The organism is Lysinibacillus sp. TE18511 (assembly GCF_054062295.1).
In genome coordinates this window covers 89,465-107,770 of record NZ_JBSSFD010000002.1, presented here as the reverse complement: position 1 = coordinate 107,770, position 18,306 = coordinate 89,465, and the positions used below count along the sequence as shown (strand labels likewise).

The 18,306-nt window shown below is 38.4% G+C and carries 21 protein-coding genes and 1 riboswitch; of the genes, 19 read left to right on the top strand and 2 right to left on the bottom strand.

Annotation, left to right across the window (positions count from 1 at the left end; translation table 11 throughout):
* Window positions 1-73 precede the first annotated feature (73 nt).
* The 6 genes from ACVWXS_RS01915 (at window position 74) to ACVWXS_RS01890 (ending at window position 6,143) form a co-directional block, all read left to right on the top strand.
* Entirely contained in the window at window positions 74-619 is a 546-nt protein-coding gene (locus tag ACVWXS_RS01915; protein WP_368637545.1) for a glutathione peroxidase, read from the top strand.
* Window positions 620-895: 276 nt separating this feature from the next.
* A riboswitch (cobalamin riboswitch) is annotated at window positions 896-1,088 on the top strand.
* 166 nt (window positions 1,089-1,254) lie between these two features.
* Window positions 1,255-1,797 carry a hypothetical protein gene (locus tag ACVWXS_RS01910; RefSeq protein WP_456955633.1) on the top strand — a complete coding sequence of 181 codons (543 nt, stop codon included), beginning with the start codon at window positions 1,255-1,257 and terminating at the stop codon, window positions 1,795-1,797.
* Between the two features lies 1 nt (window position 1,798).
* Window positions 1,799-2,764: an ABC transporter substrate-binding protein gene (locus ACVWXS_RS01905; protein WP_368637547.1), complete on the top strand. Its 966-nt coding sequence runs from the start codon at window positions 1,799-1,801 to the stop codon at window positions 2,762-2,764.
* Between the two features lie 250 nt (window positions 2,765-3,014).
* Window positions 3,015-3,782, top strand: coding sequence for a tyrosine-protein phosphatase (locus ACVWXS_RS01900; RefSeq protein ID WP_456955631.1), 768 nt, complete (start codon window positions 3,015-3,017; stop codon window positions 3,780-3,782).
* Window positions 3,783-3,927: 145 nt separating this feature from the next.
* A complete protein-coding gene (locus ACVWXS_RS01895) occupies window positions 3,928-5,313 on the top strand; it encodes an MATE family efflux transporter (RefSeq protein ID WP_456955629.1) in 1,386 nt (461 codons plus the stop codon).
* The gene (locus ACVWXS_RS01890) at window positions 5,313-6,143 is read left to right on the top strand and encodes a putative RNA methyltransferase (RefSeq protein WP_456955627.1); all 831 of its coding nucleotides are present in this window, start codon (window positions 5,313-5,315) and stop codon (window positions 6,141-6,143) included. The genes ACVWXS_RS01895 and ACVWXS_RS01890 overlap by 1 nt, the downstream gene beginning before the upstream one ends.
* 57 nt (window positions 6,144-6,200) lie before the next feature.
* Here ACVWXS_RS01890 and ACVWXS_RS01885 read toward each other — a convergent pair whose 3' ends face one another.
* Window positions 6,201-6,494, bottom strand: coding sequence for a hypothetical protein (locus ACVWXS_RS01885; RefSeq protein WP_456955625.1), 294 nt, complete (start codon window positions 6,492-6,494; stop codon window positions 6,201-6,203).
* Window positions 6,495-6,672: 178 nt separating this feature from the next.
* Between ACVWXS_RS01885 and ACVWXS_RS01880 the strand changes: the two genes are divergently transcribed.
* The 3 genes from ACVWXS_RS01880 (at window position 6,673) to ACVWXS_RS01870 (ending at window position 9,408) form a co-directional block, all read left to right on the top strand.
* Window positions 6,673-7,281 carry a lysophospholipid acyltransferase family protein gene (locus ACVWXS_RS01880; RefSeq protein ID WP_368637551.1) on the top strand — a complete coding sequence of 203 codons (609 nt, stop codon included), beginning with the start codon at window positions 6,673-6,675 and terminating at the stop codon, window positions 7,279-7,281.
* A gap of 187 nt (window positions 7,282-7,468) precedes the next feature.
* Window positions 7,469-7,933: a low molecular weight protein-tyrosine-phosphatase gene (locus ACVWXS_RS01875; protein ID WP_423474680.1), complete on the top strand. Its 465-nt coding sequence runs from the start codon at window positions 7,469-7,471 to the stop codon at window positions 7,931-7,933.
* Window positions 7,934-8,688: 755 nt separating this feature from the next.
* On the top strand, window positions 8,689-9,408 hold the full coding sequence (locus ACVWXS_RS01870; protein WP_368637553.1) for a YebC/PmpR family DNA-binding transcriptional regulator: 720 nt from the start codon (window positions 8,689-8,691) through the stop codon (window positions 9,406-9,408).
* Between the two features lie 76 nt (window positions 9,409-9,484).
* Here ACVWXS_RS01870 and ACVWXS_RS01865 read toward each other — a convergent pair whose 3' ends face one another.
* Complete coding sequence (locus tag ACVWXS_RS01865) at window positions 9,485-9,775, bottom strand: hypothetical protein (RefSeq protein ID WP_456955622.1); 291 nt, start codon at window positions 9,773-9,775, stop codon at window positions 9,485-9,487.
* 279 nt (window positions 9,776-10,054) lie between these two features.
* On the opposite strand from ACVWXS_RS01865, the gene ACVWXS_RS01860 reads away from it, so the two are divergent.
* The 10 genes from ACVWXS_RS01860 (at window position 10,055) to ACVWXS_RS01815 (ending at window position 18,288) form a co-directional block, all read left to right on the top strand.
* On the top strand, window positions 10,055-10,192 hold the full coding sequence (locus ACVWXS_RS01860; protein WP_456955620.1) for a hypothetical protein: 138 nt from the start codon (window positions 10,055-10,057) through the stop codon (window positions 10,190-10,192).
* Between the two features lie 179 nt (window positions 10,193-10,371).
* Window positions 10,372-12,114, top strand: coding sequence for a methyl-accepting chemotaxis protein (locus tag ACVWXS_RS01855; RefSeq protein WP_456955618.1), 1,743 nt, complete (start codon window positions 10,372-10,374; stop codon window positions 12,112-12,114).
* Window positions 12,115-12,213: 99 nt separating this feature from the next.
* Window positions 12,214-12,777, top strand: coding sequence for a YdcF family protein (locus tag ACVWXS_RS01850; protein ID WP_456955616.1), 564 nt, complete (start codon window positions 12,214-12,216; stop codon window positions 12,775-12,777).
* A 74-nt stretch (window positions 12,778-12,851) separates the two neighbouring features.
* The gene (locus ACVWXS_RS01845; RefSeq protein WP_456955615.1) at window positions 12,852-14,549 is read left to right on the top strand and encodes a M3 family oligoendopeptidase; all 1,698 of its coding nucleotides are present in this window, start codon (window positions 12,852-12,854) and stop codon (window positions 14,547-14,549) included.
* A gap of 228 nt (window positions 14,550-14,777) precedes the next feature.
* A complete protein-coding gene (locus ACVWXS_RS01840) occupies window positions 14,778-15,863 on the top strand; it encodes an AI-2E family transporter (RefSeq protein ID WP_368637557.1) in 1,086 nt (361 codons plus the stop codon).
* Window positions 15,864-15,875: 12 nt separating this feature from the next.
* Window positions 15,876-16,487 carry an NUDIX hydrolase gene (locus tag ACVWXS_RS01835; RefSeq protein ID WP_456955613.1) on the top strand — a complete coding sequence of 204 codons (612 nt, stop codon included), beginning with the start codon at window positions 15,876-15,878 and terminating at the stop codon, window positions 16,485-16,487.
* Window positions 16,488-16,770: 283 nt separating this feature from the next.
* Complete coding sequence (locus ACVWXS_RS01830) at window positions 16,771-16,902, top strand: hypothetical protein (RefSeq protein ID WP_456955611.1); 132 nt, start codon at window positions 16,771-16,773, stop codon at window positions 16,900-16,902.
* An 80-nt stretch (window positions 16,903-16,982) separates the two neighbouring features.
* Window positions 16,983-17,444, top strand: a complete 462-nt coding sequence (locus ACVWXS_RS01825; RefSeq protein ID WP_374964897.1) for a hypothetical protein — start codon at window positions 16,983-16,985, stop codon at window positions 17,442-17,444.
* Between the two features lie 22 nt (window positions 17,445-17,466).
* Window positions 17,467-17,658, top strand: coding sequence for a hypothetical protein (locus tag ACVWXS_RS01820; RefSeq protein WP_068984930.1), 192 nt, complete (start codon window positions 17,467-17,469; stop codon window positions 17,656-17,658).
* A gap of 18 nt (window positions 17,659-17,676) precedes the next feature.
* Complete coding sequence (locus ACVWXS_RS01815; protein WP_423474688.1) at window positions 17,677-18,288, top strand: alpha/beta hydrolase; 612 nt, start codon at window positions 17,677-17,679, stop codon at window positions 18,286-18,288.
* Window positions 18,289-18,306: the final 18 nt, after the last annotated feature.

The following is an 18,306-nucleotide window of genomic DNA, read 5'->3' as shown; positions in this document are numbered from 1 at the left end:
GTGCTAACGTATGCCTATTTTTAAGGCCCATCACCACACCTGACAAATAGGAAAAAATAAAAGGAGTTAAACAATGAGCATTTATAATTATTTAGTCAAGAAGCCAAACGGTGAGATATTATCAATGGAAACTTATCGAGGAAAAACGCTGTTAATCGTTAATACAGCAAACAAGTGCCGTTTTACATATCAATTTGAAGACTTACAAAAAATGTATGATAAATATGGGAAGGATAATTTTGTCGTTTTAGGTTTTCCTTGTGATCAATTCGATAATCAAAATCCTGAGGATGGCGAACAAACTACTCACCTTTGTAAAATCAACTATGGTGTAACATTCCCAATTTTTGAACTGGTGCAGGTAAATGGAGATACGACACACCCATTATTCAATTATTTAAAGCACGAGATAGATTATCGCGAATTTGGCAAGGCAAGTATGCAGGAAAAAATGTTAGCGGAAGCAATTATCCAAATTGCGCCTAGTTTTTTAGACGGTCGTAATATTCGCTGGAACTTTACGAAATTTTTAATAGATACAAATGGTAAGACAGTTGCCCGCTTTGAACCTACAGATTCACAGCTAGATGTTGAGCAAGCTATTGAAAAAATTTTATAAAACTTTGAATCAATACTAGAATCTGTTCTTGATTAAAGAAGTATGCTGATGATAGCACCTAGTGTGGAGGGAGGATACGTTTGCAGAGAGCGTTCCCTCGCAGAATGTGCAGTCAAGTTGAAGAGCCATAACTATAAATCTCTTGAATATAGATTAGAGAATCATTTTGTATAGCTATGTAGAAATAGGCTTACTATTGTTCGTATTCATGTGTTTTCCGTTCATTTCAAAGCTATTTTTTCCTATCAATATGTGTTAAACTGCTTTACAAGTGAATTATTCTTGCAAAATAAAGGTGTTAACAAGCATAATTGGGAATTCGGTGAAAGACCGAAGCTGTTTCCGCAACTGTAAGTACAGGAATCATAAAAGATATACCACTGTCGGAATATCGGATGGGAAAGTTTTTATGACTCATGACATGATTGGATGTACAAGCCAGGAGACCGACCTTTATTTGAACGTATAGATACTCTTCGGAAGCTAGGAGGATATGCGGCAAATACATAGGCTTTGTCGTGTCTATGCGACACTATTTATGCTATTTTCGTCGTCCCTTAGGAGTAGGGTCGACGTTTTTTTATGTATACTCACTTTTAGTAAGAATTTTTCACGAAGGAAAGCGGGGACTAGATTTGAAAAAAGATGCACGTTATTCTTGCTATCCATTTATGCGTGAAAAGGCATCAACAGTAGATTTTGAAATTCGAACAGATAGTCTTACAACACATATGGGTGTCGCTTTAGTAGCAGTAAATAAAGAGACAGTAAGGGTAGTGGCAGATGATTTATTAGCTATTTTGCCAATGGCTTACCATGTAAATGGCTCCGTCCGAGGGAAATTAGCAGTAACTGAAGATGATTTAGCGTGGCTTAGTGTTCGTTATGATTTTTATGTTAGTCATGTGAAAGATGAGATTCAGAATTTTGTATTACCGCAAGGAACAGAGGCTGCTGCTGCATTACATGTATGTCGTAGTGAGGCGAAAAAATCATACCGTATTCTACACAAAGTTTCTGAGGAACGGGAAGTACCAGCTATTCTATTTGATTATTTAGGATTACTAGCCAATATATTTTTTGTTATGGCTGTCTATATGAATCAGCGCGCTGGTATTGCTGAAATACCGTTTATTAGTAAGTCATACCCAATGAAAAAGAAAAAGGAGAATCAATGAAATGAAGAAATTGTTTAATCTACAATGGCTTTCTGTATTAATGTTAGCACTCGTATTAGTAGGCTGCGGCACAAAAGAGGATGCTAACAAAGACACTGTTTCTAAGGACGAGCAACAAACTGAGAGCACAAGCTATAAAGTTACGGATGATCGTGGTGTAGAAGTAGCGTTTGATGCAGTACCGAAAACTATTGTTTCATTACAACCAAGTAATACAGAAATTTTATTTGCTCTAGGCGTTGGCGATAAAATCGTTGGTGCAACTGAGTATGATACGTATCCAGAAGAAGCACAAAAAATTGAGCGCGTTTCTGATTCTACAAAATTCAATAGTGAGCGTATTTTAGCGTTAAAGCCAGATGTCGTTATTGCCTATATAACTGGTGGTGATGATGATGAAAACTTAAATGCGCTAAAAACTCTTGAAGATGTAGGAATTAAAGTTTTTGCCATCAAATCGGCTGCTTCATTTGATGATGTTTACGGGGATATCCAACAAATTGCATCTGTCATGGGGATTGAAGATAAAGGCGAAAAGTTAAATGAAGATATTAAAGCTAAAATTGCGGAAGTCCAGGCAAAAGTCAAAGATGTAAAAGAACCAAAAAATATTTACTTAGAAATTGGTCCAAAGCCAGACATCTATACAGCTGGTTCTGGTACATTCCAACAAGAGATTTTAAATGCTGCAAATGTGAAAAATGTATTTGCTGACGTTCAAAGCTGGGCAAAGGTATCTGAGGAAGATGTCATCGCGAAAAATCCAGAAGTCATTTTAACAACAGTAGGCTATGTAGAAAACTCAGTGGGAGAAATTCTTGCACGTGATGGATGGAATTCAATCACAGCCATTCAAAACAAAGCGGTTTATTATATAGATACTGATATTTCAAACCGTCCAGGTCCACGTATTGGTGAAGCTGTTGAGCTAGTAGCAAAAGCAGCATATCCTGAGTTATTTAAATAAACTATATTGAAAAGTATTTTAGAGCTGTCCTTTATCAAGGGCAGCTTTTTTGATGTTGGGTGAATCTAATGATAGTTGCTCGGTTGGGGAGGTAAAGTGCTCAGGTGGATGAAGAAGTGCTCGGATATTACCTTACATCACTCAGCTTGAGACTAGCTGATGACATTTCCTAGTGCGAAAATTGGTATTATAGCGAATTGTTATATAGAATATAAATAAGAATGTTTATTAACAGAGGGAGGTGCAGTGAATGAAACAGTTTGATATGAAGATTATTCCGTTTGAGGCTGTTCATAATTTTCGTGATATGGGTGGATATAAGACGAGAGATGGGCGTTCTGTAAAGAATGGCTTGTTTTATCGTTCAGCCGCGCTTGGCAAAATGACGAAAGCAGATAAGGAGCTTTTTGGAACGCTAGGTGTGAAAACAATTTTTGATTATCGCGACAACCATGAGGCACAAAATAACCCTAATCCGATTTTCCCGCAAGCTAAATATATTCAAATTCCAGCAAAGGGCAATCATGCTTTTGAGATGCCTACAAACGCTGGAAGAAATGATTTTTACAAGGTTGTAAATCCAGAGATGTTCCGAGAATTTTATGCACAAATGCCTTTTAATAATGCTTCGTTTAAGGAGTTAATGGTAACGATTCAAAACCCTGAAAATTTAGGGCTTGTACATCATTGTGCGGTAGGAAAGGATCGAACAGGTATCGGTGGTGCACTTATTTTGCTCGCTTTAGATGTACCTGAGGAAACAATCATGGAGGACTATTTAGATACAAATATACATTTACGGTCCTTGGTAGAACAGATGGCTCAGGCAATTCAGCAGGATTACAATGATCGAGAATTACAGCAATTTTATGCATTAATGTCTGCCCGTGAGGATTATTTACAGGCGGCATTTGATGCGATGGATAACCGATTTGGCTCAAAGACAGCATTTTTAGAGCAAGAATTTGGTCTAACAAAAGAAAAGCGTGCGCAATTACAGGCGCATTGCTTAACTTGATAGGAAACCCTTTCACACGGTCGTGAAAGGGATTTTTTTGTGAAGTGTTAATCTTTTTGATAATTAATACTAAAACTCTTTACAGCCTAATAATCTATGATAAGATACTATTATTTTATGACGCGTACAGGAGAAGTGAAACGTATTGGCAGATCCAATAAGAGAAAGTGTGAGAAAAGAGACTAACAAGTTAAGTTTGTTTCATTTAACGTGGCCGATATTTTTAGAAGTATTTTTATTTATGTTGATGGGACTAGCCGATACTTTTATGCTCAGTGCTCTATCAGATAATGCTGTATCAGGGGTTGGTGCTGCCAATCAATATATTCATATTGCCATTTTAATACTTGAAGTAGTTGGTAATGGTGCTTCTATTGTTGTGTCGCAATATTTAGGCTCAAGGCGTTTTTTGGAAGCTGCGAAGATATCCGCTTTAGCAGTAACGATGAATTTGATCGTTGGACTAGTGATGAGTATTTTATTTTTCTTCTTTTCAAGTCATTTAATGACGATGATGAACTTGCAGGGGGAAGTGCTTCAATACGCACAAAGCTATTTAGTGATTATCGGAAGTTTTATTTTTTTACAGGCAATTATAAATGCGTTAGCAGCGATTATCCGTGTACATGGTAGGACAAAGCAAACGATGTATGTATCACTAGGTATGAATGTGCTGCATGTTGTATTAAATTACGGTTTAATCTTTGGTAACTTAGGATTACCGGAGCTAGGTGTAAAAGGTGCAGCTATTTCCTCAGTTATAAGTCGTGGATTAGCAGTTCTTGTGTTTTTCTGGCTGTTGTATCAAGTCTTGGAAGTCAGGTTGAAGCTAGATTATTATTTCGAGTATTCAAAGGAATATGTTCGAAAAATATTAAATATAGGCTTGCCGTCTGCATTTGAACAAGTTCTTTATCAGTTTTGTCAGATTGTCTTCCTATATTATGCAACGTACTTAGGCCCAGAGACGCTTGCAGCAAGACAATACGCCATGAATATTTCGATGTTTACGTATTTGTTTGCGATTGCAATCGGTACAGGAACAGCTATTATTATTGGACGTTATGTTGGTGCTGGTAAAAAGGATGAAGCTTATCATCAGCTTTGGTTAAGTGTGCGTGCAGCTTTTATCTTTACGATCATTATGGTTGCAGTTGTGACAATATTCCGGAAACAGCTTATGCACGTTTTTACTGATAATCCAGAGGTAATAGCCATCGGAGCATCTGTGCTAGCATTAAGTATTCTGCTTGAGACAGGCCGTACGATGAATATTGTGGTTATTAACTCTTTGCGTGCCTCAGGGGATGCGAGATTTCCAGTGAAAATTGGTTTTTTATCGATGGTTTGTATGAGCCTTCCACTCGGTTACTTGTTTGTTTTTGTTTTAGATTGGGGCTTAGTAGGTATTTGGCTCGCGATTTCGGCAGATGAATGGATACGAGCGATTATTGTATACTTTAGATGGAGAAGTCGTAAGTGGGAGCGTTTCGCACTTGTTTCACCTACAGAACAGAAGGAGGTAAATTAATGGGGGCACTTTCAAAAAGAGCTGCAGGGGCAGCCTTAATGGATGAAAATATAACGCTTTTCGCTTGTCCGATATGTCAGGAGTCAATTGGTGTTTTTGAACAGGGGAGACTAGTATGTTCCTCAAATCATTCATTTGATATTGCCAAGCAGGGCTATATCAATATGCTGACACATGGTGCTATTTCTAAGTACAGTAAAGAACTCTTTGAATCTCGAAAAGCGGTTATTGATAGTGGGATCTATGATTTAGTAGAAGATAAAATTGGAGAGCTAATTGCTAATGCAGAAACCGTGCTTGATACAGGGTGTGGTGAAGGTTCACATTTAGCACGTATTATGGCGAAGAAACAAGGGATTGGCATTGGTATTGATATAGCAAAAGAAGGCATACTTGCTGCAGCTCGACATTATCCAGAGCAAATTTGGTGTGTTGGTGATTTAGCGAAAAGTCCATTTGCAAGATCAAGCTTCGATTCCATATTAAATATTTTATCTCCTGCCAATTACGAAGAATTTAAACGTCTATTAACTCAGAATGGTTGTGTTGTTAAGGTTGTGCCTCAAAGTGAGTACTTACATGAGCTTCGAGCGCAATTGTATGCGGATTCTACCAAAGAGTCGTATTCGAATGAACAAATAGTTGCCCGTTTTAAAGACAGCTTTGCCGATGTTAGTGTGGAGCGTATTACTTATACGGTACCGCTTGCTACTGAGCTTGTACCGGCATTGCTTGAAATGACACCAATGGGCTGGCATAAAAAAGAGGAAGCCAATATCCATTTAGAAGAAATTACGATTGATGTGGATGTACTAGTGGGAAGAGTTTAACTTTTTTCAGCAGGTGCCTAAACACCTACTGAAATAGAGGAACTCAGGCTAAGACCTTCACATCCTGTGAAAACGCCTGAGTGACCAACATCGTGTTGTTGCCGCTGCCGCTCCGCTTTCGCGCAGATAAAACCATGTTGCTGACGCTTCGCTTTCGCACAGACAAAACCATGTTGCTGACGCTTCGCTTTCGCACAGACAAAACCATGTTGCTGACGCTTCGCTTTCGCACAGACAAAACCATGTTGCTGTCGCTACGTTGGCACTGCGCTTTCGCACATAAAACATCTGCCGCTGCCGCTTCGCTTTCGCGCAAAAAACATCTGCCGCTGCCGCTTCGCTTTCGCGCAAAAAACATCTGCCGCTGCCGCTTCGCTTTCGCGCAAAAAACATCTGCAGGGCTAAGCACAAAGCCGAATCCGGACACAATTATGCCGAGACATGATTGATTTATTTCACATGCAATTGCAGTACATGGGTATTTTCGATTACAATGGGAGTAACTATTGAATAAGGTAGGAATGACACAGTGTATAAATTTATAGCGAATGTTGTAAAAGTGATTTTAAAATTATCGGGCTCAAAAGCGCGTGTATATGAAGAGCAAAACTTACCGAAGGAAGGTGGGTTTATTATTGCATGTACACACACGGGTTATGTTGATATTTTAAATCTTGGTGTTGCAGTATACCCTCGGGAAATTCACTTTATGGCTAAAAAGCAATTGTTTGATATAAAGGGTCTTGGCTGGCTTATAGAGCGTTTAAATGCATTTCCGGTTGACCGTGACAATCCAGGACCAAGCGTTATTAAAATTCCTTCACAGTTATTGAAAGAGGGTAAAATTGTTGGGATCTTCCCATCTGGTACGCGAAATGCTGAAGGTACGGATTTAAAACAAGGTGCAATTACAATAGCACAGCTGGCAAAAGCACAAATTGTCCCAGCCGCTTATATTGGTGCGCGTAATGCTGGTGATCTTTTTAAGCGTGGTAAAGGCTATCTAATTTATGGCGAGCCATTTTATGTAACAGGCAAAGGTAAAGAAGGGCGCGAGGAATTTACACATCGCCTTGAGCATGAATTAGCAGCATTAACTGAAGAATTAGAGAAGCGAGTTACAGCGGAAAAGAAATAACGTGAAACATCATTCATGCCAGTAAAATGTGGGACAACTTAGAAGGCACTCAGAATCAAGTTGATTTTGGGTGTCTTCATTCAGTAAATGTTTTGTTGAAGAGGTGAAATGTCAGCTACAGATGTGTAGCGACAGCAAGGCAGCTACAATTACGCCAAGGCGAAATTGATTGTAGGAGGACATAAAAATGATTCGAGTACTTTTTGTATGTTTGGGGAATATATGTCGATCACCAATGGCTGAAGCGGTCATGCGTGATTTGGTAGAGAAGGAGCATTTAAGTCATAGAATTGAAGTAGATTCGGCTGCGACAAGCTCTTGGCATATAGGAGAACCTCCTCACAGAGGAACACAAGATAAGCTAAAAGAATATGACATCTCAACGAAAGGGATGCAGGGCCGACAATTACAAAAGGCTGACTTTAACCATTTTGATTACATTATTGGCATGGATGAAAGTAATATACGTAATAGCCGAACGATGTTAGGCAATCCTGATTCACCAAAGATTTTTCGCTTTTTAGATTTAACTGATCATCAAAAAGATGTACCTGATCCGTACTATACAGGAAATTTTCAAGAAACCTATGATTTAGTTTTAGAGGGTTGTCATGCCTTGTTAGAAAAAATCAAAATAGAAAACCAATTGTAAAGTGACTATAGATGACACATTTTTTGATCCATCACCGAAAGCTAGCTATGACATTTGTTAAAACGTTTGTCATGTAAATAAGTTGATTGGAGTGGAGACTGGGCGACTCCTTGGAGATTAGCGATAGAGGAACGAAGGCTAAGAGCATCACGTCCTGTGATAACGCCTTCGTGACCAATATCCTGTTGCCCTGAAACCCTGGAGCGAGCCTCGCGAGTGAAGCGGTTCATCGGACGCCCCAAGGAAGCTTTGCTTTGTGCGAAAGCGTAGTGCTAACGTAGCGTCAGCAATGTTTTATCTGTGCGAAAGTGCAACGGCAGCAGCAACAAAGCGCCCGGTCGGAACGGAAATCAACCACACGTTATGTTGAAAATTCTATTTTTTTGACAATCAATCCTTAAGAAAGTCACCTTAAACATTGGCATATCTAGCTTTGTAATCATTATTTATGTTATTATTTGCAGAGTAAAGATACGATGAGTATTTAACTTCTTTCAGCAGAGTCTCCTTCCTCTATAGCTGGTGGGATGAATGCTGGTTTAGGTAACTTTTCAGTCGGTGTCTTTTGTACCTGCTGAAAGGAGTTAAAGCCTCCGGCGGATGTCACGGAATCGGAAAGGAGTTCTTTGTGCAAGCACAAAGCCGAATCCGGACGCAATTATGCCAAGGCATAATTGATTTACCTACCATTTACAGATGTGCAGCTGCGCATCTATGATTTTTATAAACTTAAACATTGAAAGAGAGTGGAAACAATGGGTCGTAAGTGGAACAATATTAAAGAAAAGAAAGCGTCTAAAGACCAAAGTACAAGCCGTATTAATGCAAAATTCGGACGCGAAATTTATGTGGCAGCTAAATCAGGCGAGCCAGATCCTGAGTCAAACCGTGCCCTTAAAGTTGTTCTTGAGCGAGCAAAAACATACAGTGTTCCTAAACATATTATTGAAAAAGCAATCGATAAAGCAAAAGGTGGCGGCGATGAAAACTTCGATGAATTACGCTATGAAGGTTTCGGACCAGCTGGAACTATGTTAATCGTTGATGCTTTAACAAATAATGTAAATAGAACAGCTTCTGATGTACGTGCAGCATTTGGTAAAAATAATGGGAATATGGGTGTCAGTGGATCTGTTGCCTACATGTTTGATTCAACAGCAGTTATCGGTTTAGAAGGTAAATCTGCAGATGAAGTTCTTGAAATATTAATGGAAGCAGATCTTGATGCTCGTGATATTCTAGAAGAAGATGAAACTGTAATTATTTATGCAGAGCCAGAACAATTCTTTGCTACACAAGAAGCATTAAAAGCGGCTGGTGTTCAAGAATTTACAGTAGCAGAGCTTTCAATGCTGCCGCAAACAGAAGTAACATTAACTGGTGACGATATCGCGAAATTTGAAAAACTAATTGATGCATTAGAAGATTTAGAAGATGTACAAAATGTTTACCATAATGCAGATCTAGGCGAATAATAATAAATAATTAATCAAACCAGTAGTGTTTAAAGCTACTGGTTTTTTTATTATGAAAACTATTAAGTCAATGAAATTAAGATACCATATTAGATAAATATGACTCTTCGGCAAAACGAGGGGGTGATTTCCGTAAGTAAGTACCTGGAACGGAAATCATCTTCATGTTAGAGAGGGCACTCGTGGATAGAAACGTCAAAGTGATGGATAGAACCACCGAAATCGTGGATAGAAACGTCAAAGTGATGGATAGGACCTCCAAAATCGTGGATAGAAATGTCAAAGTGATGGATAGGACCTCCGGAATCGTGGATAGAAACGTCAAAGTGATGGATAGAACCTCCGAAATCGTGGATAGAAACGTCAAAGTGATGGATAGGACCTCCAAAATCGTGGATTGAATCTTAAACTAGGATAAAAATCAAAAAACTATTTTTCTATTAGGGTATGCCTCTGTAGAAAGATAGTTTTTTTCTTAACTATTAAAACATATTCCGTGTACATAAGTTGATTGGAGTGGAGGTTGGGCGACTCCTTGGGGATCAGCGATAGAGGAACGCAGGCTAAGAGCATCACGTCCTGTGATAACGCCTTCGTGACCTACATCGTGTAGGCCCGAGACCCTGCAGCGCAGCGGATGTTTTCTGTGCGAAAGCGTAGTGCTAACGTAGCGACAGCAACTGGGTTTTGTCTGTGCGAAAGTGCAACGACAGCAACAACAAAAGCGGCTCATCGGACGCCCCCAGGAAGCTTTGCTCTGTGCGAAAGCGTAGTGCTAACGTAGCGGCAGCAACAAAGCGCCCAACCGGAACGGAAATCAATCCCTCATTATAAATCTATATTTGGCTGAAAAATCAAATAATTCATCCTTGCATTGCAATTTACCCATTGTGAAAAAATTCAAACCATAACATAATATAGATTAATAGTCTTGGTGAATGAAGAAGAAAAGGGGGCTAAAGCATGAGGTTTTTACGTTCAATACAGGGGAAATTAATTATTATTTCATTAGCATTATTAATCATACCAAGCTTGATTATAGGCTTAGTTAGTTATAGTAAAGCTAAAAATGGTATGGAGGATATTGGGGAACAAGTTATTCAGAATAGTGTTGAAACTACTCTGCAATTAATCGAGTTAGCAAATGAAAGTGTTGAAAAGGGTGATATTCCTTTAGAAGTTGCGCAGGAGCGAGTGCGGGAGGCGATACTCGGACCGAAGGATAGTGAAGGAAAGAGACCAATCAATTATCCTGGGGATTTGGGAGAGTACGGATATATATACATCTTAGATGAAAAAGGGACATTAACAACTCATCCGACTCGAGAAGGGGACAACCTATGGAAAGATCAAGATAGTAGCGGCAACTATTTTATTCGGGAAGTAACCGAAAAAGCACTTGCTGGTGGGGGTTATACACAATATGAATTTGAGTTACCGGGTCAAGATGTAATAGCTGATAAAATAATTTATTCTGCAAAAGATCCTCACTGGGGATGGATCATAGCATCAGGTACATATATGCAGGACTTTAATAAAGAAGCGAACTCATTATTACTCATTATCGGTATTACATTAGTAGGAGCTATCATTATGGGTACGGTAGTTGTCATAATGGTCTCGAGACATTTGGCTTTACCAGTTCAAAAATTATCTAAACGCGTACGTGAGGTAGCCAAGGGGAATTTGACTGTAGAAATTGAAGATCTACAACGCACAGATGAAATTGGTCAGCTAAATGAAGGCTTTAACGACATGGTAAATCAATTAAAAACACTAATTACAGATGTTGAGGAAACTATTGTAGAAATTCAATCGACATCGTCTAATTTAACATCTGTGGCAGAGGAAACGAACGCTTATGGAGATGAAATAGTAAAAGCAATTAACGAGGTTTCAAGCGGTGCATTAAAGCAAGCTTCAGATGCTGAGGATACAAATAGAACTGCCATTGAGTTTGCTCAGCAGATTGAAATATTGCATGATAAAAATGAAGTAATGCTTGATGCATCTCAACATATGAAGGAATCAAATCAAAAAGGTCTCGTTAATGTAAATGGTTTAAAAGAGAAATCACATGAGTCTTCTGAATTGATTAATAACGTTCAGACTGTATTTAATAGCTTAATTGTGAAAGTTAGGGAAATTGAAGGTATTGTCGGTACCATTACTGAAATTTCTAATCAGACGAATCTACTTGCATTAAATGCATCAATAGAAGCAGCTAGAGCCGGTGAGCAGGGGAAAGGATTTGCAGTTGTTGCTGAGGAGGTACGTAAGCTTGCGGATCAAACATCTGTAGCAACCGAGCTAGTGCGTACAACCATAAAGGGGATTGAAAGTGAAACTAATTTAGTGAACGATGAGATGAAGAAAACAAACGTCATTGTTCGTCAGCAAAATGATTCGGTTGCCATAACAGAATCATCCTTTAAGGAAATCGAATTAGCTGTAGAGAAAATTATTGCTGTCATTGGGGACATGACTGCGGGCGTAGAATATTTGAATAGCTCAAAGGATAACATTATACAATCTATCGAAAGTATTGCGATGATTAGTGAGAAAAATGCTGCTGCTTCAGAGGAAGTAACGGCATCTGTTGATGAACAACAGCATGCCATTCAAATTGTTAGTGAATCTTCCAATGATTTAACGGATGAAATAACGGCATTACAGGACTCGATTAAGCGTTTTATATTAAGATAATCAATCAGGATGTTTGTACAAAATTACTCGTACAAGCATCCTTTTTCTTCACTCATCGTTAATAAAAGGTAAAGGAGGGGAGAATTGTGAAAAAAATGGGTGTTAAGAGTTGGTATTGTGCTACTCGCTGTGGGTGGTGTTGTTTATATTTGGCTCGGCGAGGAGATGAAACAAGGTGTCCAGCCGGTTGCAAATGGCACAGCTGAATACGTGATTGTACTAGGGGCGAAGGTAAAACCGGGGGGAGTTCCATCGCTTTCTTTGAAAAATAGATTAGAGGAGGCTGTTAAGCATTTAAATAAGTATCCTCATGTGAAAGTGATTGTTTCAGGCGGGCAAGGAGCGGATGAAGATCGGACAGAGGCTTCTGTCATGCTTAAGTACTTACAGGATAACGGTATTGATACGAACAGAATATTAGTGGAAGACCAATCTACATCCACTTATGAGAATTTATTGTTTTCTAAAGAACTATTGCCTGCAGGAACAAAGCGAATCACGATTGTCTCTAATGATTTTCATTTGAAACGTGCAAAATATTTAGCTGAGTCTTTAGATTTTGAAGTAGATGTCGTTGCGGCAAAAACACCAAAATCAGTGGAAGCAAAGCTAAAACTACGTGAAAGGGCAGCACTATTAAAAACATATATAATTGGTTACTAAATTGTTTCTTAATATGATAGATTTGTCATATAATAGAAAGATAACGGGGTATATGACAGAAAGAGGGGATTTCAATGGAAACGTTTAAAGACTATGAATACAGCCGTCCAAATATTGAGGTAATGAAAGAGCAACAATTATCTTTAATTGAGCAATTTAAAAATGCTCAAACGATGGACGAACAAAGCGGGATAATCGGAAAGTTAAACGCATTAAGTAATGATTATGCTACAATGGCGAACTTAGTGTATATTCGTGCTTCAATTGATACAAATGATGAATTTTATCATGCAGAACGCGATTATTTCGACGAGGTTGGCCCTGAGCTAGAAGAGGTAACAACAGAATATTATAAAGCACTAATCGTTTCTCCATTCCGTGAACAGTTAGAAGAAAAATGGGGTCAGCAGTTATTCGATTTAGCAACCTATCAAATTAAAGGCTTTTCACCAACAGTCATTGATTTAATGCAAAAGGAGAATAAGCTTGTTTCAGAATACAATAAACTAGTTGCCTCTGCGCAAATTGATTTTAATGGTGAAACATTAACACTTGCACAACTTGGACCATATGCAGAGTCTACTGATCGTGCAATGCGTAAGGCGGCAACAGATGCACGCTTTGGCTTTTTTGCGGGCCATGAAGAGGAGTTTGATCGATTATATGATGAACTTGTCAAGGTGCGTCATGAAATTGCTGTTAAATTAGGATATAAAAACTATGTTGAGCTAGGCTATATTCGAATGAATCGCATTGATTATAACGCAGAAATGGTACAGAAATTCCGTGACCAAGTTCGTGATTTGATCGTACCACTTGCAACAAAATTATACGAACGTCAGGCAAAACGTATTGGTATTTCTGACTTTAAGTTCTATGATGAAGCATTAAACTTTTTATCAGGAAATGCTACACCAAAAGGCGATCCGGAGTGGATTGTTGCGAACGGTAAAAAAATGTATGAAGAACTATCACCTGAAACTGGTGAATTTTTCAACTTCATGATTGACCATGATTTAATGGACTTAGTGGCGAAGAAAGGAAAAGAGAGTGGCGGTTATTGTACATTTATCGAAAACTATCACTCACCATTTATCTTCTCGAACTTTAATGGTACTTCAGGCGATATCGATGTGTTAACACATGAAGCCGGACATGCTTTCCAAGTTTATTCAAGCCGTAACATTGGTATCCCAGAATACCTATGGCCAACATATGAGTCTTGTGAAATTCATTCGATGAGTATGGAATTTTTCACATGGCCATGGATGGAGTTATTCTTTAAGGAAGATACAGAAAAATATAAGTTTACACACTTAAGTAGCGGCTTATTATTCCTTCCTTACGGTGTAGCAGTTGATGAGTTCCAGCATGTTATCTACGAAAATCCGAATATGACACCAGCTGAACGCAAGGCTGCATGGAAAAAGATTGAGGAAACATATTTACCGCACCGTGACTATGATCATAACAGCTATCTAGAAGCTGGTGGTATATGGCAACGTCAGGGACATATTTATGCGAGTCCGTTCTATTACATTGATTACACGTTAGCGCAAATTTGTGCATTCCAATTCTGGAAACGTTCACGTGAAGAATTTGAAGCTGCTTGGAAGGATTATATCCATTTATGTGGTTTAGGGGGCTCTATGTCCTTTACAAAGCTTGTAAAAGAAGCAGGCTTAATTTCGCCATTTGAGGACGGCTGTGTTGAATCCGTAATCGGTGATATTGAAGATTACTTAAATTCAGTAGACGATACAAAATTATAAACAGTTAAGTTATGCAACAGAAGTGAAGATTCGCTATACTCCTACGGGAAAACAAGTTATGCAAGCCCTTTTAGATGCTTTTGCATAGAGAGGCTTGCGGAACGTCCGTGGGAGGGTAGCGGATTTTTTTGTTTAAAAACCTATTTTATTTGATAATAAATAATAGGATACTTGCGAAATGGTAAATATATAAGTAGTATCTTCATTATATGTGATAAAAGGAAGTGAATGAAAGTGACGAGGAAAGTTTGGTTTCAAGTAGGTGTAGGGTTTTTACTTGTTCTATTAATCATTAAATATTTTGTAGAGATTCATTGGATCTTTTCACCGCTTGTCATTATTTTAAAAACTATTTTTGTCCCTTTGTTACTTGGTGGTGTTTTGTACTATGTAACAGAGCCGATTCAAAGGTTTTTAGAAAAACATAGATGGCCGAGATGGTCAAGTATATTGGCAATAGTCATTGGACTTATGGCAATCGCTGTTGGCTTTGGTTGGGTTGTTGGTAATCCGATTGCAGAACAGTTAAATAAGCTAGTGAAAAATATACCAATGATTAGTAAAAGTATTCAAGATGCAACTGACTACGTGGTGAGAAATATGGAAAACTTCCCACCGCAGTTAAAAGAGATGATCGATAGTATCGCGAATTCTGTACAAGATATTGCCATTGTGGCAAGTAAGGGACTAGTTTCGTTTTTACAATCAGTTGTATCTGTCTCTTTATTAGCTATTTTAATTCCATTCTTCTTTATCTTTATGTTGAAGGATCATGAAAAATTTGCACCATCAATTTATAAATATTTCAGTGGTGAGCGCCGTGAATGGGTGAAGAAGACGTTAAGTGAAATTGATGGTGTTCTACGTAGCTATATTCAAGGGCAGCTGCAAATTAGTTTTTTACTAGCGCTCATTATGTTTGTCGGGTATTTAATGATGGGTCTAGAGTATTCGTTGCTACTTGTTATATTCGCGTTCTTTATGAATATGATTCCATTTATTGGACCTTGGATTGCCTTTGCGCCAGCAGTAGTTGTAGCAGTTATTCAGGATCCCGTTCTAGTAATATGGGTTTCAGTTGTCACACTCGTGGCACAGCAAATTGATAGTAACTTTATAACACCTAATGTTATGGGGAAAACACTCGATATACATCCGTTAACAGTTATTACGATTATTTTAGCGGCGGGTAATATTGCAGGCTTCATCGGCATTCTTATTGCTGTACCATTCTATGCCGTATTAAAAGTGATTGTATCCAATATTTATGATCAGCGTAACGCGATTAAGAATAAGGCTACGAAGTCAGTATAGGAGTCGAAAAAAATGGAACAGGAAATTGTGAAAGTTTTTAATGAGCAGCATGAACAGATTGGGACAGCAACAAGAGCAGAAGTACATGAAAAAGGGCTGTGGCATGAAACATTCCACTGTTGGCTTGTCAATGAGGACTATATTTATTTCCAAATCCGTAGTGCACAAAAAAAGGACTACCCTGGTTTACTTGATATTACAGCGGCAGGGCATCTGTTAGCCACCGAGACAGTAGAATCAGGAATACGTGAAGTGAAGGAAGAGCTAGGACTTGATATTCACGTTCACGAAGTTGTTAAAATGGGCATGACGTCTTGTAGTATCGTTTCGGAAAATATGATCGACAATGAGTTTTGTCATGTTTATACATATCCATTCAAACATGATTGGGATTCATTTGAGCTACAATATGAAGAAGTATCAGGGGTCGTTAGAGCAAAGCTTGATGAGGCAGAGGCCTTCTTTTTAGGCGAAACAGCTACTCTTAATATTGAAGGCTATGAATATTTCCCTGATGGTCAACGAGTGAAAATTGTGCGCCCAGTTAGTACTGCACAATTTATTCCTTATCGAGAACTATACGTTGCGCATGTTATTCAGTTTGTAAAAGAAAAAATGTTATGAATTGTAGGAGACTGAAAAAGTCTTCCATAAGAATTCTAGCAAAATTGTAAAAGGTAAAATCCGCTTCGCTTTCCTTGGACAGTGTATGAGCCGCATCGGTGTGCTCTTGCTCTATCCGCAGGGAGTTTTAAGCGGATTTTTTTACCTTTATATTAGATAATTATTAGGCTCTGGCTTTCGTAAATATACTACTATTTTTGTCTTATCATCAAAAGTTAGGGTTATTATTTTTTTAGGGTATGCCATGTGAATAAGTTGATTGGAGTGGAGATAGGGCGACTCCTTGGGGATCAGCGTCACAGATGAGACCCTGGAGCGAAGCGAAGCGGCTCATCGGACGCCCCCAGGAAAGCGCCCTGTCGGAACGGAAATCAACCACACACTATGGATGAGGAGCCACTATTTTCACTTTTAGAACTGCGTATTTTACTTCGATATAACAGGAAAAATAAGTTATACTGTAAGGTAGATTGAATAGAAAAGGAGCATTTTTATATGCTAACATTTGAACAAAAACAAACTATTATTGAGTCATTCCCTGAACTTACAAAGAAGGAGATTTCATTAAAACGCTTAAATTATCACTTGATGGATAGCCTTTATGAAAAGACCATTGTTGTAGAAAAGCTACATCCAAATGGCAACGGCTTTGTCTTTGTTGGAGATTTATTGAGCTATGAGGAAGAAGCAAATGATAAAGGCCTTGTAAATATTCGTGACTACAATGAACAACAGCTTCGTGAAATTATTGAAGATTCCATTCAATATTTATCGGAAGAAGAAGAGCAAGAGCCAATTGAAGAGATATGGCAAAGTCGTGAAGGTGTTCAATTAAAGCTAGCCTTTGAGCAACGTTCTTGGAATGTTTATCATGGCGAAAATTTAGAGGAAGCCTTTGGTACACATGATGCTGCGAAAGAATATTTACTAGAAGAGGGCTTTCGTAAAAAGAAATAAGTAACCCGGGGGATCATAACAAATGAATGGGAAAAAAATAGTGGGAATAGTGATTGTTTCTGTTATAGCTGTATGTTTAATTTCAGTATTTTCGATTAAAAACTTTTATAAAAATAATGTGGAACAGCCAAATCGTGAAAATCGAGAAATTAATAAGTCCAAGAGCTTGAATTTAATTTTGCCGCAGGCTACAATTATCTCGAATTCAAGATAATTGAGAGGTGAACTGTCAATGCAGCACGTTTTTCATAAAGGAACAGATGAAACAAAACCAATTTTTTTACTGTTACATGGTACAGGTGGAAATGAACAAAGCTTAATTGGTCTTGCAAAGGAAATTGATGATACAGCAAGCATTTTAAGTGTGCGTGGAAATGTGCTTGAAAATGGCATGCCACGCTTTTTCCGTCGATTGGCGGAGGGTGTTTTTGATCTAGAGGATTTAATTTTCCGTACGAAGGAATTAAATGACTTTCTATTAGAGGCAGCGCAGCAGTATAGCTTTGATCGTAATCGAGTTGTTGCTATTGGCTATTCAAATGGCGCAAATATTGCTGCTAGCCTATTATTCCATTTTGAGGATGCTCTAACAGGCGCAATACTGCATCATCCAATGGTGCCTAGACGTGGTATTGAATTGCCTGCACTTTCTTCAATCCCTGTTTTTATTGGTGCTGGAACGAATGACCCAATGTGTTCTGCACAGGAATCGGAAGACTTACAGGCGCTTTTAACGTCAGCAGGGGCAGAGGTAACGACGAAGTGGTTTCATTATGGTCATCAGCTAACGATGCCTGAGGTAGAAGCAGCTAAAGAATGGTACGACCGTATTTATTCAAAATAAGAAAAATCCGCAACCTTT

Excerpts from the sequence above, each read along its gene's own strand:
- ACVWXS_RS01875 (WP_423474680.1), top strand. The coding sequence starts at position 7,469 with ATGATTCGAGTACTTTTTGTATGTTTGGGGAATATATGTCGATCACCA.
- ACVWXS_RS01820 (WP_068984930.1), top strand. The coding sequence starts at position 17,467 with ATGAATGGGAAAAAAATAGTGGGAATAGTGATTGTTTCTGTTATAGCT.
- ACVWXS_RS01840 (WP_368637557.1), top strand. The coding sequence starts at position 14,778 with ATGAAAGTGACGAGGAAAGTTTGGTTTCAAGTAGGTGTAGGGTTTTTA.
- ACVWXS_RS01905 (WP_368637547.1), top strand. The coding sequence starts at position 1,799 with ATGAAGAAATTGTTTAATCTACAATGGCTTTCTGTATTAATGTTAGCA.
- ACVWXS_RS01835 (WP_456955613.1), top strand. The coding sequence starts at position 15,876 with ATGGAACAGGAAATTGTGAAAGTTTTTAATGAGCAGCATGAACAGATT.
- ACVWXS_RS01900 (WP_456955631.1), top strand. The coding sequence starts at position 3,015 with ATGAAACAGTTTGATATGAAGATTATTCCGTTTGAGGCTGTTCATAAT.
- ACVWXS_RS01890 (WP_456955627.1), top strand. The coding sequence starts at position 5,313 with ATGGGGGCACTTTCAAAAAGAGCTGCAGGGGCAGCCTTAATGGATGAA.
- ACVWXS_RS01915 (WP_368637545.1), top strand. The coding sequence starts at position 74 with ATGAGCATTTATAATTATTTAGTCAAGAAGCCAAACGGTGAGATATTA.
- ACVWXS_RS01870 (WP_368637553.1), top strand. The coding sequence starts at position 8,689 with ATGGGTCGTAAGTGGAACAATATTAAAGAAAAGAAAGCGTCTAAAGAC.
- ACVWXS_RS01825 (WP_374964897.1), top strand. The coding sequence starts at position 16,983 with ATGCTAACATTTGAACAAAAACAAACTATTATTGAGTCATTCCCTGAA.
- ACVWXS_RS01815 (WP_423474688.1), top strand. The coding sequence starts at position 17,677 with ATGCAGCACGTTTTTCATAAAGGAACAGATGAAACAAAACCAATTTTT.
- ACVWXS_RS01855 (WP_456955618.1), top strand. The coding sequence starts at position 10,372 with ATGAGGTTTTTACGTTCAATACAGGGGAAATTAATTATTATTTCATTA.
- ACVWXS_RS01845 (WP_456955615.1), top strand. The coding sequence starts at position 12,852 with ATGGAAACGTTTAAAGACTATGAATACAGCCGTCCAAATATTGAGGTA.